At 71.8% G+C, this 15,435-nt stretch carries 17 protein-coding genes and 1 tRNA gene; 8 read left to right on the top strand and 10 right to left on the bottom strand.

Annotation, left to right across the window (positions count from 1 at the left end; genetic code table 11):
* The first annotated feature begins 11 nt into the window (after positions 1 to 11).
* Together ABZ441_RS27955 and ABZ441_RS27950 are read left to right on the top strand one after the other, a co-directional pair.
* The gene (locus ABZ441_RS27955) at positions 12 to 995 is read left to right on the top strand and encodes an aldo/keto reductase (RefSeq protein WP_358979153.1); all 984 of its coding nucleotides are present in this window, start codon (positions 12 to 14) and stop codon (positions 993 to 995) included.
* The gene (locus ABZ441_RS27950; RefSeq protein WP_358979151.1) at positions 992 to 3,250 is read left to right on the top strand and encodes a helix-hairpin-helix domain-containing protein; all 2,259 of its coding nucleotides are present in this window, start codon (positions 992 to 994) and stop codon (positions 3,248 to 3,250) included. Before ABZ441_RS27955 ends, ABZ441_RS27950 begins: the two co-directional genes overlap by 4 nt.
* Before the next feature lie 73 nt (positions 3,251 to 3,323).
* On the opposite strand, the gene ABZ441_RS27945 is transcribed toward ABZ441_RS27950, so the two are convergent.
* Positions 3,324 to 3,971, bottom strand: coding sequence for a hypothetical protein (locus ABZ441_RS27945; RefSeq protein WP_358979149.1), 648 nt, complete (start codon positions 3,969 to 3,971; stop codon positions 3,324 to 3,326).
* Between the two features lie 47 nt (positions 3,972 to 4,018).
* Between ABZ441_RS27945 and ABZ441_RS27940 the strand changes: the two genes are divergently transcribed.
* Entirely contained in the window at positions 4,019 to 4,207 is a 189-nt protein-coding gene (locus ABZ441_RS27940) for a DUF5703 family protein (RefSeq protein ID WP_358979147.1), read from the top strand.
* Positions 4,208 to 4,265: 58 nt separating this feature from the next.
* Here ABZ441_RS27940 and ABZ441_RS27935 read toward each other — a convergent pair whose 3' ends face one another.
* The 3 genes from ABZ441_RS27935 to ABZ441_RS27925 form a co-directional block, all read right to left on the bottom strand.
* Positions 4,266 to 5,051, bottom strand: coding sequence for a chaplin (locus ABZ441_RS27935; protein ID WP_358979145.1), 786 nt, complete (start codon positions 5,049 to 5,051; stop codon positions 4,266 to 4,268).
* Between the two features lie 138 nt (positions 5,052 to 5,189).
* Positions 5,190 to 5,423 (bottom strand): chaplin ChpH, encoded by a 234-nt coding sequence (gene chpH / locus ABZ441_RS27930; protein WP_031099530.1) that lies wholly within the window; start codon positions 5,421 to 5,423, stop codon positions 5,190 to 5,192.
* A 144-nt stretch (positions 5,424 to 5,567) separates the two neighbouring features.
* Entirely contained in the window at positions 5,568 to 6,902 is a 1,335-nt protein-coding gene (locus ABZ441_RS27925; protein WP_358979142.1) for a M20/M25/M40 family metallo-hydrolase, read from the bottom strand.
* A gap of 180 nt (positions 6,903 to 7,082) precedes the next feature.
* Between ABZ441_RS27925 and ABZ441_RS27920 the strand changes: the two genes are divergently transcribed.
* Positions 7,083 to 7,170: transfer RNA gene (locus tag ABZ441_RS27920), tRNA-Leu, on the top strand.
* A 209-nt stretch (positions 7,171 to 7,379) separates the two neighbouring features.
* Positions 7,380 to 8,318, top strand: a complete 939-nt coding sequence (locus ABZ441_RS27915; protein ID WP_358979140.1) for a pseudouridine synthase — start codon at positions 7,380 to 7,382, stop codon at positions 8,316 to 8,318.
* 12 nt (positions 8,319 to 8,330) lie between these two features.
* Here the strand turns inward: ABZ441_RS27915 and ABZ441_RS27910 are convergent, their stop codons facing one another.
* The 3 genes from ABZ441_RS27910 to ABZ441_RS27900 all read right to left on the bottom strand — a co-directional run bounded on the left by ABZ441_RS27910 (position 8,331) and on the right by ABZ441_RS27900 (position 10,822).
* Positions 8,331 to 8,960, bottom strand: coding sequence for an MBL fold metallo-hydrolase (locus tag ABZ441_RS27910; protein WP_358979137.1), 630 nt, complete (start codon positions 8,958 to 8,960; stop codon positions 8,331 to 8,333).
* Positions 8,960 to 10,045 carry an S-(hydroxymethyl)mycothiol dehydrogenase gene (locus ABZ441_RS27905; protein ID WP_358979135.1) on the bottom strand — a complete coding sequence of 362 codons (1,086 nt, stop codon included), beginning with the start codon at positions 10,043 to 10,045 and terminating at the stop codon, positions 8,960 to 8,962. Before ABZ441_RS27905 ends, ABZ441_RS27910 begins: the two co-directional genes overlap by 1 nt.
* A gap of 75 nt (positions 10,046 to 10,120) precedes the next feature.
* On the bottom strand, positions 10,121 to 10,822 hold the full coding sequence (locus ABZ441_RS27900) for an FCD domain-containing protein (protein WP_358979133.1): 702 nt from the start codon (positions 10,820 to 10,822) through the stop codon (positions 10,121 to 10,123).
* Between the two features lie 145 nt (positions 10,823 to 10,967).
* Between ABZ441_RS27900 and ABZ441_RS27895 the strand changes: the two genes are divergently transcribed.
* On the top strand, positions 10,968 to 11,477 hold the full coding sequence (locus tag ABZ441_RS27895; protein ID WP_358979131.1) for a gluconokinase: 510 nt from the start codon (positions 10,968 to 10,970) through the stop codon (positions 11,475 to 11,477).
* An 11-nt stretch (positions 11,478 to 11,488) separates the two neighbouring features.
* Complete coding sequence (locus ABZ441_RS27890) at positions 11,489 to 12,886, top strand: gluconate:H+ symporter (RefSeq protein ID WP_358979130.1); 1,398 nt, start codon at positions 11,489 to 11,491, stop codon at positions 12,884 to 12,886.
* A gap of 6 nt (positions 12,887 to 12,892) precedes the next feature.
* Here ABZ441_RS27890 and ABZ441_RS27885 read toward each other — a convergent pair whose 3' ends face one another.
* Positions 12,893 to 13,558 carry a cytochrome b/b6 domain-containing protein gene (locus ABZ441_RS27885; RefSeq protein ID WP_358979128.1) on the bottom strand — a complete coding sequence of 222 codons (666 nt, stop codon included), beginning with the start codon at positions 13,556 to 13,558 and terminating at the stop codon, positions 12,893 to 12,895.
* Positions 13,500 to 14,240 carry a molybdopterin-dependent oxidoreductase gene (locus tag ABZ441_RS27880; protein WP_358979126.1) on the bottom strand — a complete coding sequence of 247 codons (741 nt, stop codon included), beginning with the start codon at positions 14,238 to 14,240 and terminating at the stop codon, positions 13,500 to 13,502. The genes ABZ441_RS27885 and ABZ441_RS27880 overlap by 59 nt, the downstream gene beginning before the upstream one ends.
* 196 nt (positions 14,241 to 14,436) lie before the next feature.
* On the opposite strand from ABZ441_RS27880, the gene ABZ441_RS27875 reads away from it, so the two are divergent.
* On the top strand, positions 14,437 to 14,862 hold the full coding sequence (locus ABZ441_RS27875; RefSeq protein WP_358979125.1) for an ASCH domain-containing protein: 426 nt from the start codon (positions 14,437 to 14,439) through the stop codon (positions 14,860 to 14,862).
* A gap of 7 nt (positions 14,863 to 14,869) precedes the next feature.
* On the opposite strand, the gene ABZ441_RS27870 is transcribed toward ABZ441_RS27875, so the two are convergent.
* Positions 14,870 to 15,307, bottom strand: a complete 438-nt coding sequence (locus ABZ441_RS27870) for a glutaredoxin domain-containing protein (protein ID WP_358979124.1) — start codon at positions 15,305 to 15,307, stop codon at positions 14,870 to 14,872.
* Positions 15,308 to 15,435: the final 128 nt, after the last annotated feature.

Here is a 15,435-nt window from a genome sequence, read left to right as displayed (position 1 = left end):
TCTCAGCGCCCATGGAGCAGAGGCATCTCGGCCGTACCGGCCTTCGTGTGTCCCGGATCGGGCTGGGCACTCTCACCTGGGGCCGGGACACCGACGAACACGACGCGGCCGACCAGCTCAAGGCCTTCTGGGACGTGGGCGGCACCCTCGTCGACACCGCCGACGTGTACGGCGGCGGTGAGGCCGAACACCTGCTGGGGCGCTTCCTGGACACTCTGGTGCCCCGGCAGGACCTGGTCATCGCGACCAAGGCGGGGAGCGTGCCCGACCCGTACCGCCGGTTCGACGGATCGCGCGGACATCTGCTCGCCGCGCTCGACGCGTCCCTGCGCCGGCTCGGGACGGACTACGTGGACGTGTGGCAGATCCACGCCTTCGATCCCGTGACGCCGCTGGAGGAGACCCTGCAGGCGCTGGACCTGGCGGTGTCGTCGGGGCGGGTCCGGTACGCCGGGGTGTCCGACTTCAGCGGCTGGCAGCTGGCCAAGGCGGCCACCTGGCAGCTCGCCGCGCCCGGGCTGCGCACCCGGCTGGCCTGCACACAGATGGAGTACTCGCTGCTGCAGCGGGGCGTGGAGCGGGAGGTGCTGCCGGCTGCGCTGGACCTCGGGGTGGGGCTGCTGCCGTCGTCCCCGCTCGGCCGGGGGGTACTGACCGGCAAGTACCGCACCGGTACGCCGTCCGGCTCGCGTGGCGCATCCGAGCAGCTGGCTCCCTTCGTGGAGCCGTATCTCGACGAGGCGGCGCGCAGGATCGTGGACGCGGTGGCGACCGCCGCCGACGGCCTCGCGGCGACGCCCCTGGAGGTCGCTCTCGCCTGGGTGCGGGACAGACCGGGGGTGGTGGCCCCGGTCGTCGGGGCACGCAACGCGCGGCAGCTGCGCGAGGCGTTGTCGGTGGAGGCGCTTAGTCTTCCTGACGAGATCTGCCAGGCGCTCGACGATGTGTCGGCGCCCGTGCACCGTTATCCCGACCAGGACTGGAGCACGCTGTGACTGCGCATCCCCGGGGAGAAGCCCCGGACCCCGCGGCCGAGGACCCCGCGACCGGTGAGGAGGCCGGTGTCCAGGCGGCCGGCACCCCCGGCGCACCCGACGAGGGCGGCGCGCGGAGTGCGGAGGGGGCGGACGACGACGCGGAAGCCGCGGAGAGCGCGGAAGCCGCAGAGAGCGCGGAAGCCGCGGAGGAGCCGGAGCAGGCTCCCGGTGAGCCGGTGGCACCCGCACTGTCGGAGGCCGAGGCGGAGCTGGCCGCGCAGCGCGAGCTCCGCGAGCGCATCGAGCAGCGCAAGGCCGGCAAGGAAGGGCCCATCGCGGCCGGTGCCAAGCTCAGCGGCCCGGCCGCGGATCTCCTCGCGGCGGTACGCGCGGTGGAGAGCGGCGAGAAGCCGGGCAACGCCTTCTTCGACTCCCCCGTGTCCGCGCCGGCGCCCCGCCGGGCGGCTCCCACCGCCCCGGCCGCGCGGTCCGTCTCCTCCCCCGCGCCGGAGCAGCCGCGCGTCGCTTCCCCCGAGGCAGCCGCCTCGGTCGCGGAGGTGCTCGCCGGGGGCGGCGCTCCCGGAGCGCTGGCCGGCCCGGCGGCGGCAGCACTCGGCGAAGGGGCCGCCGCCGCCCTCAGGGAGGACCCGTGGCGGCTGCTGGCTGTGCCGGGCGTACGGCCGGAGCAGGCGGACGGCTTCGCCCGGGCGCTGCTGGGCGCGGAGTGCGGCCCCGACGACGAGCGGCGCACGGCGGCCCTCGTGAGCTGGATGCTGGAGCGGGCCGCGCTGCGGGGCCACACCGCGCTGGACGCCGACGAGGTGCGGGCGGGACTGGCCGGATTCTCGGTGACCGACCCCGGTGAGGCCGTCCAGCAGGCCGTCGCGGAGGGCGTCGTGCTGGTCTTCCAGGACGGCGACGACACCGCGGTATCCCAGGAGACGGAAGGGGCGGAGGAGGAGACGTCCGAGGACGGGGCACAGGGCGACGAGGAGCCCGTGCGGGTCCTGCTCGGCCTCGACCGGTACGCCCTGGCCGAGGAGAGCCTCGCCGACGGCCTGGCGCGTCTGGTCAACTCGTGCGAGAAGGGTGCCGACTGGACGGACGCCGCTGCCGCCGCCCCGTCACCTTCGGCGGGCGAGCTGATCCGGGCCGCGGCGAGCGCGGGCCTGGTGGTCCACAGCGGCGGTGAGAGCGCCCGTGCCGAACCCGCCGCCCTCATCGCCGCCGCCCACGGCCTCGGCCTGCGCGCCCTGGGCACCACCCACAGCACCGACGGCCTGCGACGGCTGACGGACGCGGTCGGTGATCCGGGGTCCGCGGTCACCCTCTCGGCACTGCTCTCCGGCGGGAGCGGGCCGGGCCGGGACGCGGACGGCGCGTTCGCCGTCGACGTACTGGTCGTGCTGGACGCCCCGCAGCTCGACGTGGAGACGGCCGCGATGCTGGTGGAGTCACTCGCCGACGGGACGCGGCTGATCCTGAGCGGTGACCCGGGGGTGCTCGGTTCGGCCGGTGCGGGCCGGGTGTTCGCCGATGTGATCGCGTCGCGCGCCTGCCCGCACGTGGTCTCGCGCACGCCCGACCCGGGGCCCATCGGTGAGCTGGTCTCGGGCATCGGCATCGGCGAGCTCCCCCAGGTCGAGGCACCCGGCAGGGAAGTGGTGATCGTGCCCGTCCGTGAGGCGGGCGAGGCCGTCCACCGCACGGTCCAGCTGGTGGCCGACTCGGTGCCGCGCGCCATCGGTGTCCCTTCCGCCGACACGCAGGTCATCACGGTCGGGCACGGCGGTACGGCGGGCACGACGGCTCTGAACGCGGCACTCAAACAGCGCCTGAATCCGGGGCCGGGCCGATTCGGCGGCTTCGACCCCGGCGACCGCGTGGTCCACGTCCCGGCACCGGGCAGGGTGGTGCCCGGCTCGGTCGTCTCGGCCGACGCCGACGGCCTGCACCTGGACTGCTCGGGCACGTCCGTCGTCGTACCTCAGGAACGGGTGGAGGCATCGGTGCGCCACGGCTGGGCGCTCAGCGCCCATCAGGCGGCGGGGATGCGCTGGCCGGCCGCGGTCGTCGTGCTGCCCGGCGACGCGGCGCAAGGGCTCAGCAGGCCCTGGGTGTACACGGCGTTCAGCCGTGGCGAGCGGCACCTGTCCGTGGTGCACGGCGTGGACCAGGCCCTGCCGCGTGCGGTGGCCGAGGTCCCGGCACAGGAGCGGACGACCCGGCTGAGGCCCCTGCTGGAGGCGCTGCCCACTCCGGACGCCTCGTAGCGCGTCCGCGGAGGGCTCCCGAGCAGGCCGACGGCCCCGGTGCGCTGCGCGCCGGGGCCGTCGGACGGGAGGGTCAGGAGCGTTCCGCGACGAGGCCGTCGGGGTCCCCCTCCAGCTCGTCCTCCTCGTCGAAGACCGCGCTGACGTCGAAGCGGCAGACCACCATCGCGGGATCGGCCTCGTCGAACGGCGCCGCGAGCCACTCCCCCGGCTCGGGTAGCTCCTCCACGGCGGAGACCCAGAGGGTGGAGTCCCCCTCCTCGAGGCCGAACTCCTGGTGCCGGGAGGCGATTTCGTCCGCCTCGTACTCGCCGAACACCGCTCCCAGCGCGGCGTGCACCCCGGCGGCCGGCAGTCCGTCCCCGTCCGGATCGACGTCGGCGAGCCGCTGTGCCTGGGCGAGCAGCCGCGCGGGCTCCGCCACCGCGTAGTCGCGCCTGATCAGCACGCTGACGGCATGCGGCTCCTCCGGGCCCGCATAGGGCGGGAGGGAGTCCTGCGCGGCCGGGATCTCGAAGGGGGTGACTTCGTCGTAGCGGTCGTAGAGCAGTTCGTCGTAGACCTCGGCGGCGGCGGCCAGTGCGTTGAACGCGTCGGAGACAGCGGGGTCGTCGTCCCCGGTACGGCGTTCGACCGCCTGGAGGTGGCGGTCGAGCGCGGTTCTGACTGCATCGGCGGCGGCGCGTACCTCGGCAGCGGTGGGCTGCGCAGCATCAGACATAGGACAGACGCTATCCGTACCGGGGGTCTGCCCGCACAATAGATGCGATGCCGGAATACGAATTTATCGACGTGTACGTGCCGCGCGGGGTGTCCCGCAAGGAGGCGGCCCGCCTGCTGACCGACCATGCCGAGTACGGGCACTGGGAGTTGGACCGGCTGACGCTGCGCTGTGACGGCAGCCGCCGGGTACGGCTGCGCCGCCGCATCATCCGCCAGCTCCGGCCCACCTGGTAGCACGGAGCGGGTCCCGCGTGTGCGGAACCCGCTCGTCGTACCCGATGTGGCGAAGGCGCTACGCGGCGCTACGCGAACGTCGGTACAGGACCGTGCCCGCACCCGCGAGCAGCAGGCCCGCGCTCGCCGGGATGAGCAGGTCGAGCCCGCCCCCACCGGTGTGGGCGAGCTGCTCGCCCGCCACGAGCTGGGTCTCGGGAGCCGGGGGAGCGTCGGGCGTGGCCGGCTTCTCCGGGGTGTGCGGAGTCTGCGGCACGACGGGAGGCGGGACCGCCTCCGAGTCGTTCTCGCAGTTGTTGCCGAAGACCGGGTTGAGCAGTCCGCCGACGGTGATGCTGTTGCCGCAGACGTTCAAGGGGATCTCGACCGGCGCCTGCACCTGGTTCCCGGAGAGGATTCCCGGGGATCCGGTCGTCTCGGCGTGGGCCGAGGTGCCGGGAGCACGGTGCCTGCCCGTCCCCGCCCCGCTCTCACGGGCGTCCTGATGCCCTGACGCCCGGCTCCCGCCGTCGCGCGCGTCCACGTGCCCGGACGCCCGGCCGTCGGAGCCGCGACCGGAGGAGGAGCCACCGTCCGAGGTGTACGCGTGTCCGGACCTCGAAGATCCGTTTCCGCAGTCGTTTCCGCTCGCGGGATTGAGCAGACCGCCGACGTCCACGGAGTTTCCGCACACGTTGACGGGTACGTCGATCGGGACCTGGATCGAGTTCCCCGAGAGCACTCCCGGTGAACCCGACGCGGCGCCTGCGGCACCGGCGTCGGCGTGCGCGTATCCGCCACCGAGCGCGAGCACTCCACCCGCCGCCGCCATGGTGATCAGGCCTTTGCGTGTGACCTGTCGCATAGGTTGCTTTCCTGCCTTCTGCCTACCGAAATACCCCGGCGCAACCCGCGCCGGGACCCAATGCCCAGCGGCCCCGGAGTGCATGGCACACACTCCGGGGCCGACCGGACTCAAACCCTCACGGGTTGACGCGCATCGTCACGCGTTGACGCAGGTGTTGCCGAAGGCGGGGTTCAGCAGCCCGATCACGGAAACGGTGTTGCCGCACACGTTCACCGGAACGTGGACCGGCACCTGGACGACGTTGCCCGAGAGCACGCCGGGGCTGCCGATGGCGGCACCCTGGGCGCCGGCGTCGGCGGAAGCCATACCCGCACCAGCGAGCACGAGACCACCGGTAGCAGCCGCGATTGCGACGACCTTCTTGATCATGATTCCTCCTCGTTGACAAGCGCGGTCCCAGCCGCGGACCGCATGATGAGCAACGAGGAGGGAGTAAGGGGGCTACGAGTAGACGATCTCTTTCACCCTTTCCAGTGAGTACGCACAGGCTGTCGAATACGGCTGTTCACAGGGTCAGGAGTGGTCGATGAACCGGTCGAGCACCCGGGCTCCGAACTTCAGGCCGTCGACCGGGACCCGCTCGTCCACGCCGTGGAACATCCCGGCGAAGTCCAGCTCCGGCGGCAGCTTGAGGGGGGCGAAGCCGAAGCAGCGAATGCCGAGGTCGTCGAAGGACTTCGCGTCGGTGCCGCCCGAGAGCATGTAGGGCACGGCACGCGCGATGGGGTCCTCGGCCTTCAGCGCGATCTGCATCGCGTCCACGAGGGAACCGTCGAAGCCGGTCTCCAGGGCCTTGTCCCCGTGCACGTCCTCGCGCTTCACCCGGGGCCCGAGGATCCGGTCGAGGTCCGTCAGGAACTCCTCCTCGTAGCCGGGCAGGAAGCGGCCGTCCACGTGCGCGGTGGCCTGCCCGGGAATCACGTTCACCTTGTAGCCGGCGCCGAGCATGGTGGGAGCGGCGGAGTTGCGCAGGGTCGCGCCGATCATCTTGGCGATCCCGCCGAGCTTGGCGAGCGTGGCCTCCATGTCCTCCGGGTCGAGCGGGGTGCCGAGCGCGTCGGACAGCTCGTCGAGGAACGACCGTACGGTCTTGGTCACCCTGACCGGCCACGTGTGGCGGCCGAGCCGGCCGACGGCCTCGCAGAGCTCGGTGATGGCGTTGTCGTCGTTGGTCATCGAGCCGTGCCCGGCGGTGCCGTCCACGGTGAGCCGCATCCAGTGCATGCCCTTCTGCGCGGTCTCCACCAGATAGAGGCGCAGGTTCTCGTTCACGGTGAAGGAGAACCCGCCGACCTCTCCGATCGCCTCGGTGACGCCGTCGAAGAGGTCCCGGTGGTGGTCGACGAGATGGCGCGCCCCGTACGTCCCGCCCGCCTCCTCGTCGGCGAGGAACGCGAGGACGATGTCGCGCGGGGGCTTGCGGCCGCTGCGCATCCGGTCGCGTACGACCGCGAGGGTCATCGCGTCCATGTCCTTCATGTCGACGGCGCCCCGGCCCCACACGCACCCGTCGGCGATCTCGCCGGAGAACGGATCGTGCGTCCAGTCCGCCGCGTTGGCCGGCACGACGTCGGTGTGCCCGTGGATCAGCAGCGCCGGCTTGGAGGGGTCCTCTCCCTCGATCCGGGCCACGGTGGAGGCGCGCCCCTTGTGCGACTCGATGATCTTCGGCTCGAGCCCGACCTCGGCGAGCTTCTCGGCGATGTACTCGGCGGCGGCACGCTCCCCGGGGCCCGAGTGGTCGCCGTAGTTACTGGTGTCGATCCGGATCAGGTCACGACAGAGGTCCACGACCTCGCTCTCGGCCCTCTCGCCGATCCCGGCCCGGTCCGTGTTGGTCTCGCTCACGCTGCTTCCTTCCACTGTCGCGGTGGTGCTCCCTCTCATCCTCGCGCGCCGGCGCCGCGCACCCAAGGCCGCCCGGCGCTCGTCATGCGTCTGCCGGTGCCGGGGGCGTGATCGAGCACCCCCGAATGTTTGCTATGGTTTTCCACGTCGGAACGGGCAGGGCCCAGGAAGACACACCCGGTCCGGGTGGCGGAATGGCAGACGCGCTAGCTTGAGGTGCTAGTGCCCTTTATCGGGCGTGGGGGTTCAAGTCCCCCCTCGGACACCAGCGAAGAACCCCAGTTCATCTGGGGTTTTTTCTGTTTCCCCGGTGGCCGGTGTCCACCGGTCACGCCCTCCCGGAGGGCACCCGGCACGGAACGGTGCCTCCCGTCATGCGGGAGGAGTACGAGCGGCTGCCGGGAGCCCGCCCGATGGGATGATGGGGGATCCTGCCCGTCCGTTCCGGGCCCCCTCCGGCGACAAGGACCGATGGCGATGAGAGGCCGGGCGAAGCCCCCCGCCGCCCCGCTCCCCCAGCGGGACGGGATCGATCCGGTGCGGGTGAGGCTGCCGGAGGATCCCGACGGCGCCTGGGCGTGCGTACGGGACCACCTGCAGGACCGGTTCGCGGGGGCGGTGGGGGCGCGGCGGGTGGACACGATGCTCTCCGAAGGGCTGTTCGTCGGGGCCGACGGCGGGGCCGTGGGAGGCGAAGAGCCGTACACGGCAGGCCGGTTCCTCTGGTTCCACCGGGATTTCGCACCGGAGGAGCCCGTGCCCTTCCCGGTCGGTGTGGTCCACCGCGACGAGCACCTCCTCATCGCCGACAAGCCGCACTTCCTCAGCACCACCCCGCGCGGCCGGCACATCACCGAGACCCTGACCGCCCGGCTGCGCCGGGAGCTGGAGCTGCCGCAACTGCAGCCCGCGCACCGGCTGGACCGGCTGACGGCGGGGCTGGTGCTCTGTGTCGTACGGGCCGAGGACCGGGGCGCCTACCAGACGCTGTTCCGGGACCGGCTGGTACGCAAGGAGTACGAGGCGGTGGCGCCGTACGACCCGGAGCTCACGCTTCCCCGCACGGTGCGGAGCAGAATCGTCAAGGAGCGCGGGGTCATCGCCGCGCGCGAGGAGCCGGGGGCCCCGAACAGCGAGAGCCGGGTCGAACTGCTGGAGCACCGGGGCGCCTTCGGCCGCTACCGGCTGCGGCCCGCCACCGGCCGCACACATCAGCTGCGGGTGCACATGAACGCCCTGGGGCTGCCGCTGGTGAACGATCCGGTCTATCCGGTGGTGCGGCCGGAACCGGAGCGGGAGGACTACGCGAACCCCTTGCAGCTGCTCGCGGGCGTACTGGAGTTCACCGACCCGGTCACGGGTGAGCCGCACCGCTTCAGGAGCGGACTGCGGCTCTCCGCGTGGCCGGACCGGTGAAACCGGCCGCGGTCAGTGGCCGCGGGCGATCCAGTCCTGTAGCTGTGGCGCCTCCGCGCCGATGGTGGTGGAGTCGCCGTGGCCGGTGCGGACGCTGGTCTCCGGCGGGAGGGCGAGCAGCCGGTCCCTGATCGAGTCGATGATCGTCGGGAAGTGGGAGAAGGACCGTCCGGTGGCGCCGGGCCCGCCCTGGAAGAGGGTGTCTCCGGTGAAGACGGTGCCCAGCTCTGGAGCGTGGAGGCAGACCGCGCCCGGGGCATGACCCGGCGTGTGCATGACCGTCAGGCGCGTTCCCGCGATCTCCAGTTCCTGGCCGTCGGCCAGTTCGGCGTCGGGGGCGCGGTCCGGGTGGGTCTGCTCCCAGAGCGGCAGGTCGTCCGGGTGCAGCAGGATCGGCGCACCGGTCGCGGCGGCGAGGGCCGGGGCGGCGTCGATGTGGTCGTTGTGCGCGTGGGTGCAGATGATCGCGCGCAGCGTACGGCCGCCGAGCGCGGCCTCGATGGCCGCGGCGTCGTGGGCCGCGTCGATGACGACGGCCTCGGTGTCGTCGCCGACGATCCAGACGTTGTTGTCGACGTCCCACTCGCCGCCGTCGAGGGCGAAGGTGCCGGAGGTGACCAGGTGGTCGATGCGGGCGGCCATCAGAGGATCACCACCGAGCGCAGGATGTCACCGTCGTGCATCCGGGCGAAGGCCTGCTCGATCTCGTCGAGCTGGATGGTCTCGGTGACGAAGGCACCCAGGTCGAGGCGCCCCTGCTGGTGCAGGTCGATGAGCATCGGGAAGTCGCGCGAGGGCAGGCAGTCGCCGTACCAGGAGGACTTGAGCGAGCCGCCGCGCCCGAACACGTCCAGGAGCGGGAGTTCGAGCTGCATCTCGGGTGTGGGCACACCGACGAGGACGACGGTGCCGGCGAGGTCCCGGGCGTAGAAGGCCTGCTTGTACGTCTCCGGGTGACCGACGGCCTCGATGACGACGTCGGCGCCGTTGCCGTCGGTCAGGGCGCGGATCGCCTCGACCGGGTCGTCGGAGCGGGAGTTGACGGTGTGGGTGGCGCCCATCTTCTTCGCCGTCTCCAGCTTGCGGTCGTCGATGTCGACCGCGATGATCTTCGCCGCGCCCGCGAGCCGGGCCCCGGCGATCGCCGCGTCGCCGACGCCGCCGCAGCCGATGACGGCGACGGAGTCGCCGCGGCCGACCTGGCCGGTGTTGATCGCGGCGCCGATGCCCGCCATGACTCCGCAGCCGAGCAGTCCGGCGACCGCCGGGGAGACCTCGGGGTCGACCTTGGTGCACTGGCCGGCGGCGACGAGGGTCTTCTCCGCGAACGCGCCGATGCCGAGCGCCGGGGAGAGCTCCGTGCCGTCCAGGAGGGTCATCTTCTGCTTGGCGTTGTGGGTGTCGAAGCAGTACCACGGCCGGCCGCGCAGACAGGCACGGCACTGGCCGCACACCGCACGCCAGTTGAGGACGACGAAGTCACCCGGGACGACGTCGGTGACGCCCTCGCCGACGGACTCCACGACACCCGCGGCCTCGTGGCCGAGCAGGAAGGGGAAGTCGTCGTTGATGCCGCCCTGCTTGTAGTGCAGGTCGGTGTGGCAGACGCCGCACGCCTGGATCTTGACCACGGCCTCACCGGGGCCGGGGTCGGGCACCAGGATCGTCTCGACCCGCACGGGCTCGTTCTTCCCCGGTGCGATGACCCCTCGTACCTGCTGCGCCATGCCGTGGTCTCCCATTCCGACTGCCCCGTCATCCCAAAGATCGAACGCGTCCACCGTACCCGGGCGGGGAGCGCTTCACGGGGCCAGTACGTCCAGTTCGTGCAGGGCGCCGACCGCGATCTCCTTGGTCAGCCCCTCCGCTCCCTGGGCGTCGCCTTCGCGTACGGCTTCGGCGAGCCGTACGTGGAGTGTGACGGCGGCGGGGTCCGGGTCCTCGAACATCACCTGGTGGTGGGTACGCCCGGCGAGGACCTCGGCGACGACGTCACCGAGCCGCGCGAACATCTCGTTGCCGGAGGCGTTGAGCACGATGCGGTGGAAGGCGATGTCGTGCCGGAGGTAGCCCTCCAGCTGCTGGCCGCGCGAGGTCGCGACCATCCCGAGGGCGCACTCCGTGAGCGCGGCGCACTGCTCGGCGGTGGCGTGCCGGGCCGCGAGACCCGCGGCGACGGGTTCCACGGCGGACCGCAGCACGGTCAGGGAGCGCAGCTGCCGGGGCCGGTCGGAGCCCGCGAGCCGCCAGCGGATGACCTGGGGGTCGTAGACGTTCCACTCCTCGGTGGGCCGCACGGTGACCCCGACCCGGCGCCGGGACTCGACCAGGTGCATGGATTCCAGGACGCGGACCACTTCGCGTACGACGGTGCGTGACACGTCGAAGCGCTGGGCGAGCTCGTCGGTCCGCAGGACCAGGCCGGGCGGTGAGTCACCCGCCGCGATCTCCAGGCCCAGGGTGTCCAGCACATGTGTATGGAGCCCCTGAGCAGGTGTGGTCATGCCCGCAAGCCTACGGGGCGGCCCGAGGGAAGGAAAAGTACGACGTTTATGTCACAGCCTCTTGAATAAGTCGTATGTAATGGGTTTCAGTAGCGCGACGGACCGATGTCGACGGACCGATGTCGATGAAGACAGCGAGGCACTAATGAGCACCCCCCACGTCGTCGTGGTGATGGGCGTAGCAGGGACCGGCAAGACCACGATCGGCCCCCTGCTCGCAGACGCCCTCGGCGTCCCCTACGCCGAGGGCGACGACTTCCACCCGCCGGCCAACATCGCCAAGATGTCGGCGGGTACGCCGCTGGACGACGACGACCGCTGGCCGTGGCTCGACGCCATCGGGCAGTGGGCACACGGCCGGGCGGAGCTCGGCGGCGTCGTCAGCAGTTCGGCGCTCAAGCGCGCCTACCGCGACCGGCTGCGCGCCGAGGCCCCCGGTGCCGTCTTCCTGCATCTGACCGGCGACCGGGCCCTCATCGAGCGGCGTATGGCTGACCGCAAGGGCCACTTCATGCCGACCGCACTGCTGGACTCCCAGTTCGCGACCCTGCAGCCGCTGCAGGAGGACGAGGCCGGCGTCTCCGTCGACGTGTCCGGCACCCCTGAGGAAATCACCGACCGAGCCGTCGCCGCGCTGCGCCGGCTCGCGAACTAAGGATCACCACCGTGACCAGTCTCAGCGTCGAGATGTTGGCAGCGGACGCCGTCGAACCCATCACTTCGGCCGGCAACGCACAGCTGGGCATCGCCGTCCTGGCGGGCATCGCAGTCATCGTCCTGCTCATCACCAAGCTCAAGATGCACGCGTTCCTCGCGTTGACCATCGGCTCGCTCGCGCTCGGTTCGTTCGCCGGGGCCAACCCGGCGAAGACGATCACCAGCTTCACCGCGGGTCTCGGTTCGACCGTCGCGGGTGTCGGTGTCCTCATCGCCCTGGGCGCCATCCTGGGCAAGCTGCTCGCCGACTCCGGCGGCGCCGACCAGATCGTCGACACGATCCTCGCGAAGGCGAGCGGGCGGGCCATGCCGTGGGCGATGGTCCTGATCGCCTCGATCATCGGGCTTCCGTTGTTCTTCGAGGTCGGAATCGTGCTGATGATTCCGGTGGTGCTGCTCGTCGCCAAGCGCGGCAACTACTCCCTGATGCGGATCGGCATCCCCGCACTCGCCGGTCTCTCCGTGATGCACGGGCTGATCCCCCCGCACCCCGGCCCGCTGGTGGCGATCGACGCCCTCGGCGCGAACCTGGGCGTCACCCTGGCACTCGGTGTGCTGGTGGCCATTCCGACCGTGATCATTGCGGGCCCGGTCTTCTCCCGCTACGCCGCCCGCTGGGTGGACATCGAGGCGCCGGAGAAGATGATCCCGCAGCGCCCGTCCGAGGACCTGGACCGCCGTCCCAGCTTCGGGGCGACCCTGGCGACGATCCTGCTGCCCGTCGTGCTGATGCTCGTCAAGGCGCTCGTCGACATCGTGGTGGACGACCCTGAGAACCAGGTCCAGCGGGTCACCGACGTCATCGGCTCGCCGCTGATCGCGCTGCTCGCCGCCGTCATCGTCGGCATGTTCACCCTGGGCCGCGCGGCCGGCTTCACCAAGGGCCGTCTCGCCGGCACCGTCGAGAAGTCGCTGGCCCCGATCGCGGGCATCCTGCTGATCGTGGGTGCGGGCGGCGGCTTCAAGCAGACCCTCATCGACGCCGGTGTGGGTCAGATGATCCTGGAGTTCTCCGAGAACTGGTCGATCCCCGCCCTGCTGCTCGGCTGGCTGATCGCCGTGGCGATACGGCTGGCGACCGGCTCCGCGACCGTGGCCACCATCTCCGCGGCCGGCCTGGTCGCCCCGCTGGCCGCCGACATGTCCACGTCCCACGCGGCGCTGCTCGTCCTCGCGGTCGGTGCGGGTTCGCTCTTCTTCAGCCACGTCAACGACGCGGGGTTCTGGCTGGTGAAGGAGTACTTCGGCATGGACGTCCCGCAGACGATCAAGACCTGGTCGGTGATGGAGACCATCATCTCCATCGTCTCGCTGGCCTTCATCCTGCTGCTGTCGCTGGTGTTGTAGCCGGCGTCACTCCTCCGGTTCCCGCCACAACGGGTGCTCGGAACGGGCCCACAGGCGCTCGACCGATCCGGTGCGCATGCCACGGCGTGCCTCCGGGTCGGCGAGCGCCTTCGCCATGTGGCCGACGAGGACGACACCGATCGCGAGGGCCAGCCAGTCGTGCACGAAGGTCGCACCCGTGCGCCACACCAGCGGGGCGAGCCCGGTGAACCACATCAGCAGCCCCGTGCCGAGCATCACGAGCACGGCACCCGCGATCCACGAGGCGTAGAGCTTCTGGCCCGCGTTGAACTTCCCGGACGGGCGCGATCCCGGCGCACGGTCGCGGCGCAGGACCGCCCGCAGCCACCGCCGGTCGTGCGGCCCGAAGCGGTTGAGCCGGGACAGGTCGGCGCGCAGGGCCCGGGAGAGGAGTCCGGCCAGCAGGGGTACGGGAACGAGCAGCCCGGACCATTCGTGCACGGTCACCACGAGGTGGCGGCGGCCGACGAGCTCCGCGAGTTCGGGGACGTACAGGCAGGCAGCCGTCGCGACGCAGAGCAGCACCAGCCAGGCGGTGGCGCGGTGCACCCAGCGTTCGGCCGTGGTGAAACGCAGGACCCTCGGGGAGGGTTCAGACGGTGGGGGCGTCGTCGCGGCCGTTGGACCGGCCGACCCAGGCGTCGACGTCATAGCCGAGCTCCTCCCAGTAGCCGGGGCGCACGGAGTCGGTGACGGTGATCCCGGAGAGCCATTTCGCGGACTTGTAGAAGTACATGGGTGCGACGTAGAGACGCACCGGGCCGCCATGGGCGTGGGCCAGCGGCTCGTCCCGCATGCGCAGCGCGACCAGGACGTCGTCGCGGCGGGCCTGTTCCAGGGTCAGGCTCTCGCTGTAGGCACCGTCGAAGCAGGTGAACCGGACCGCCTTCGCTCCGGGCCCGACACCGGCCGCGTCGAGCAGCGTGGAGAGCCGGACCCCCTCGAACGGGGTCTCCGGCACGCGCCAGCCCGTCACACACTGGACGTCACGCACGACACGGGTCTGCGGTAGCGCCTTCAGGGAGTCGAGCGTGTGGGTGGCCGGGTGGTCGACCATGCCGTCCACCGTGAGGCGGTAGTCGGCGGCGGTCCTCTTGCGGACGGACGTGGTGACGGAGTAGTAGCGGAAGCCGCCGCCGTTGGGGAGCAGACCGGTGAGTCCGGTGGGGTCCTTGTCGGCGACGGCGCCCAGACCGCTCTCCAGTGCGCGCTGCAGAACAGGGGCGGCCGCCACCCCGGCGGCTCCGAGGCCGAGCATGGCCAGGACCAGGCGGCGGCCGACGGGCGCGCCGGCGTCCTCGGGGGAGGACCCGTCGCTGAGGGAAGGGTTCACCCGCTCATTCGAACATCCGCGGCCGTCCTTCACCAGGGGCGGCGGAGGCGGAGACGTCGGCGGGAGCGTCGACCCCGGGCCGCAACCACGTCCACGCGCAGCGCAGTCGAGGGACCGCGTCAGCGGCCCGACCCGCTCGCGAGCCGTCCACCGGGGCGACGGGCCGCGAGGGCGTGACGCGTGCCACACTGCCGCCATGGAGAACCGTGAACCGCTCAAGCCCTTCCTTCTCGCGTTTCCCGGTCCCCTGCGCGACAAGCTCGTGGCGGCCGTGCTCTCGGGGGAGAAGGTCTGCACCTCCGGACTGCTCCTGGAGTACGAGGTGGAGCGGGAGGAGCTCCCGCCGGTGGGCGAGCGGTCCGCTCTCATCGACTCCGACGGCCGGGAGGTCGCCGTGATCGAACTGACGGATGTCCGGGTCCTGCCCCTCGGATCGGTCGGCCTGCGGCACGCTCAGGACGAGGGCGAGGGCTACACCTCGGTGGCCGAGTGGCGGGCGGGACACGAGAGGTTCTGGCACAGCGGGGAGATGCGGGAGGCGCTGGGGGACCCGCAGTTCACCGTGGACGACGACACGATGATCGTCGCGGAGCGCTTCCGGGTGGTGGAGCGACTCGCCTGACGTGGCGTCAGGCGGACGGCGGAAGCTGTCCGCGCAGCCACGCGGGGTCGGGGTTGACGTACGGCCGACCGGCCACCACGACGGTCGGCACGGTCTCGTCGCCGTCGTTGGCCGCCCGCACCGCCGCTGCCCCCGCCGGGTCGTGCCAGATGTCGACCCAGTGCAGCCGCCGGGCACCGCGGCCCAGCCGGAACCGCAGACGCAGGCAGTACCGGCAGCCCGCTCGCCAGTAGACGACCGGCCTTCCGTCGGCCGCGCTCCGGCGCAGCGCCTCGGCCGCGTCGATCGACCGCGGGAACGCCAGTGGCGAGTTCAGGACCGCGAGCAGGACGAACAGGAGCAGGAGTGCGGCGGCAGTCCCGACGGACCCCCTGAGGGCCGACGTCGTCGCGACGAGCAAGCCGCAGGCGGTGAGCAGCATCGGCAGGGTCCAGGCGCGCATCATGAGGACGCAGACTACCGGCGGCGCGGGCCCGGCGGATCGCCGTCGTCGCCGAGGAGGCGGGTGTCGACCCCGCGGAGATCACCGGCTGGGACCTCATGCCGCACCCCGTCGAGCCTCCGGCGATCGGA

Source organism: Streptomyces sp. NPDC005752 (assembly GCF_040630715.1).
Classification (GTDB): Bacteria; Actinomycetota; Actinomycetes; order Streptomycetales; family Streptomycetaceae; genus Streptomyces.
The sequence above is the reverse complement of the archived record's forward strand: the minus strand, read 5'-3'. Positions and strand labels throughout refer to the sequence as shown.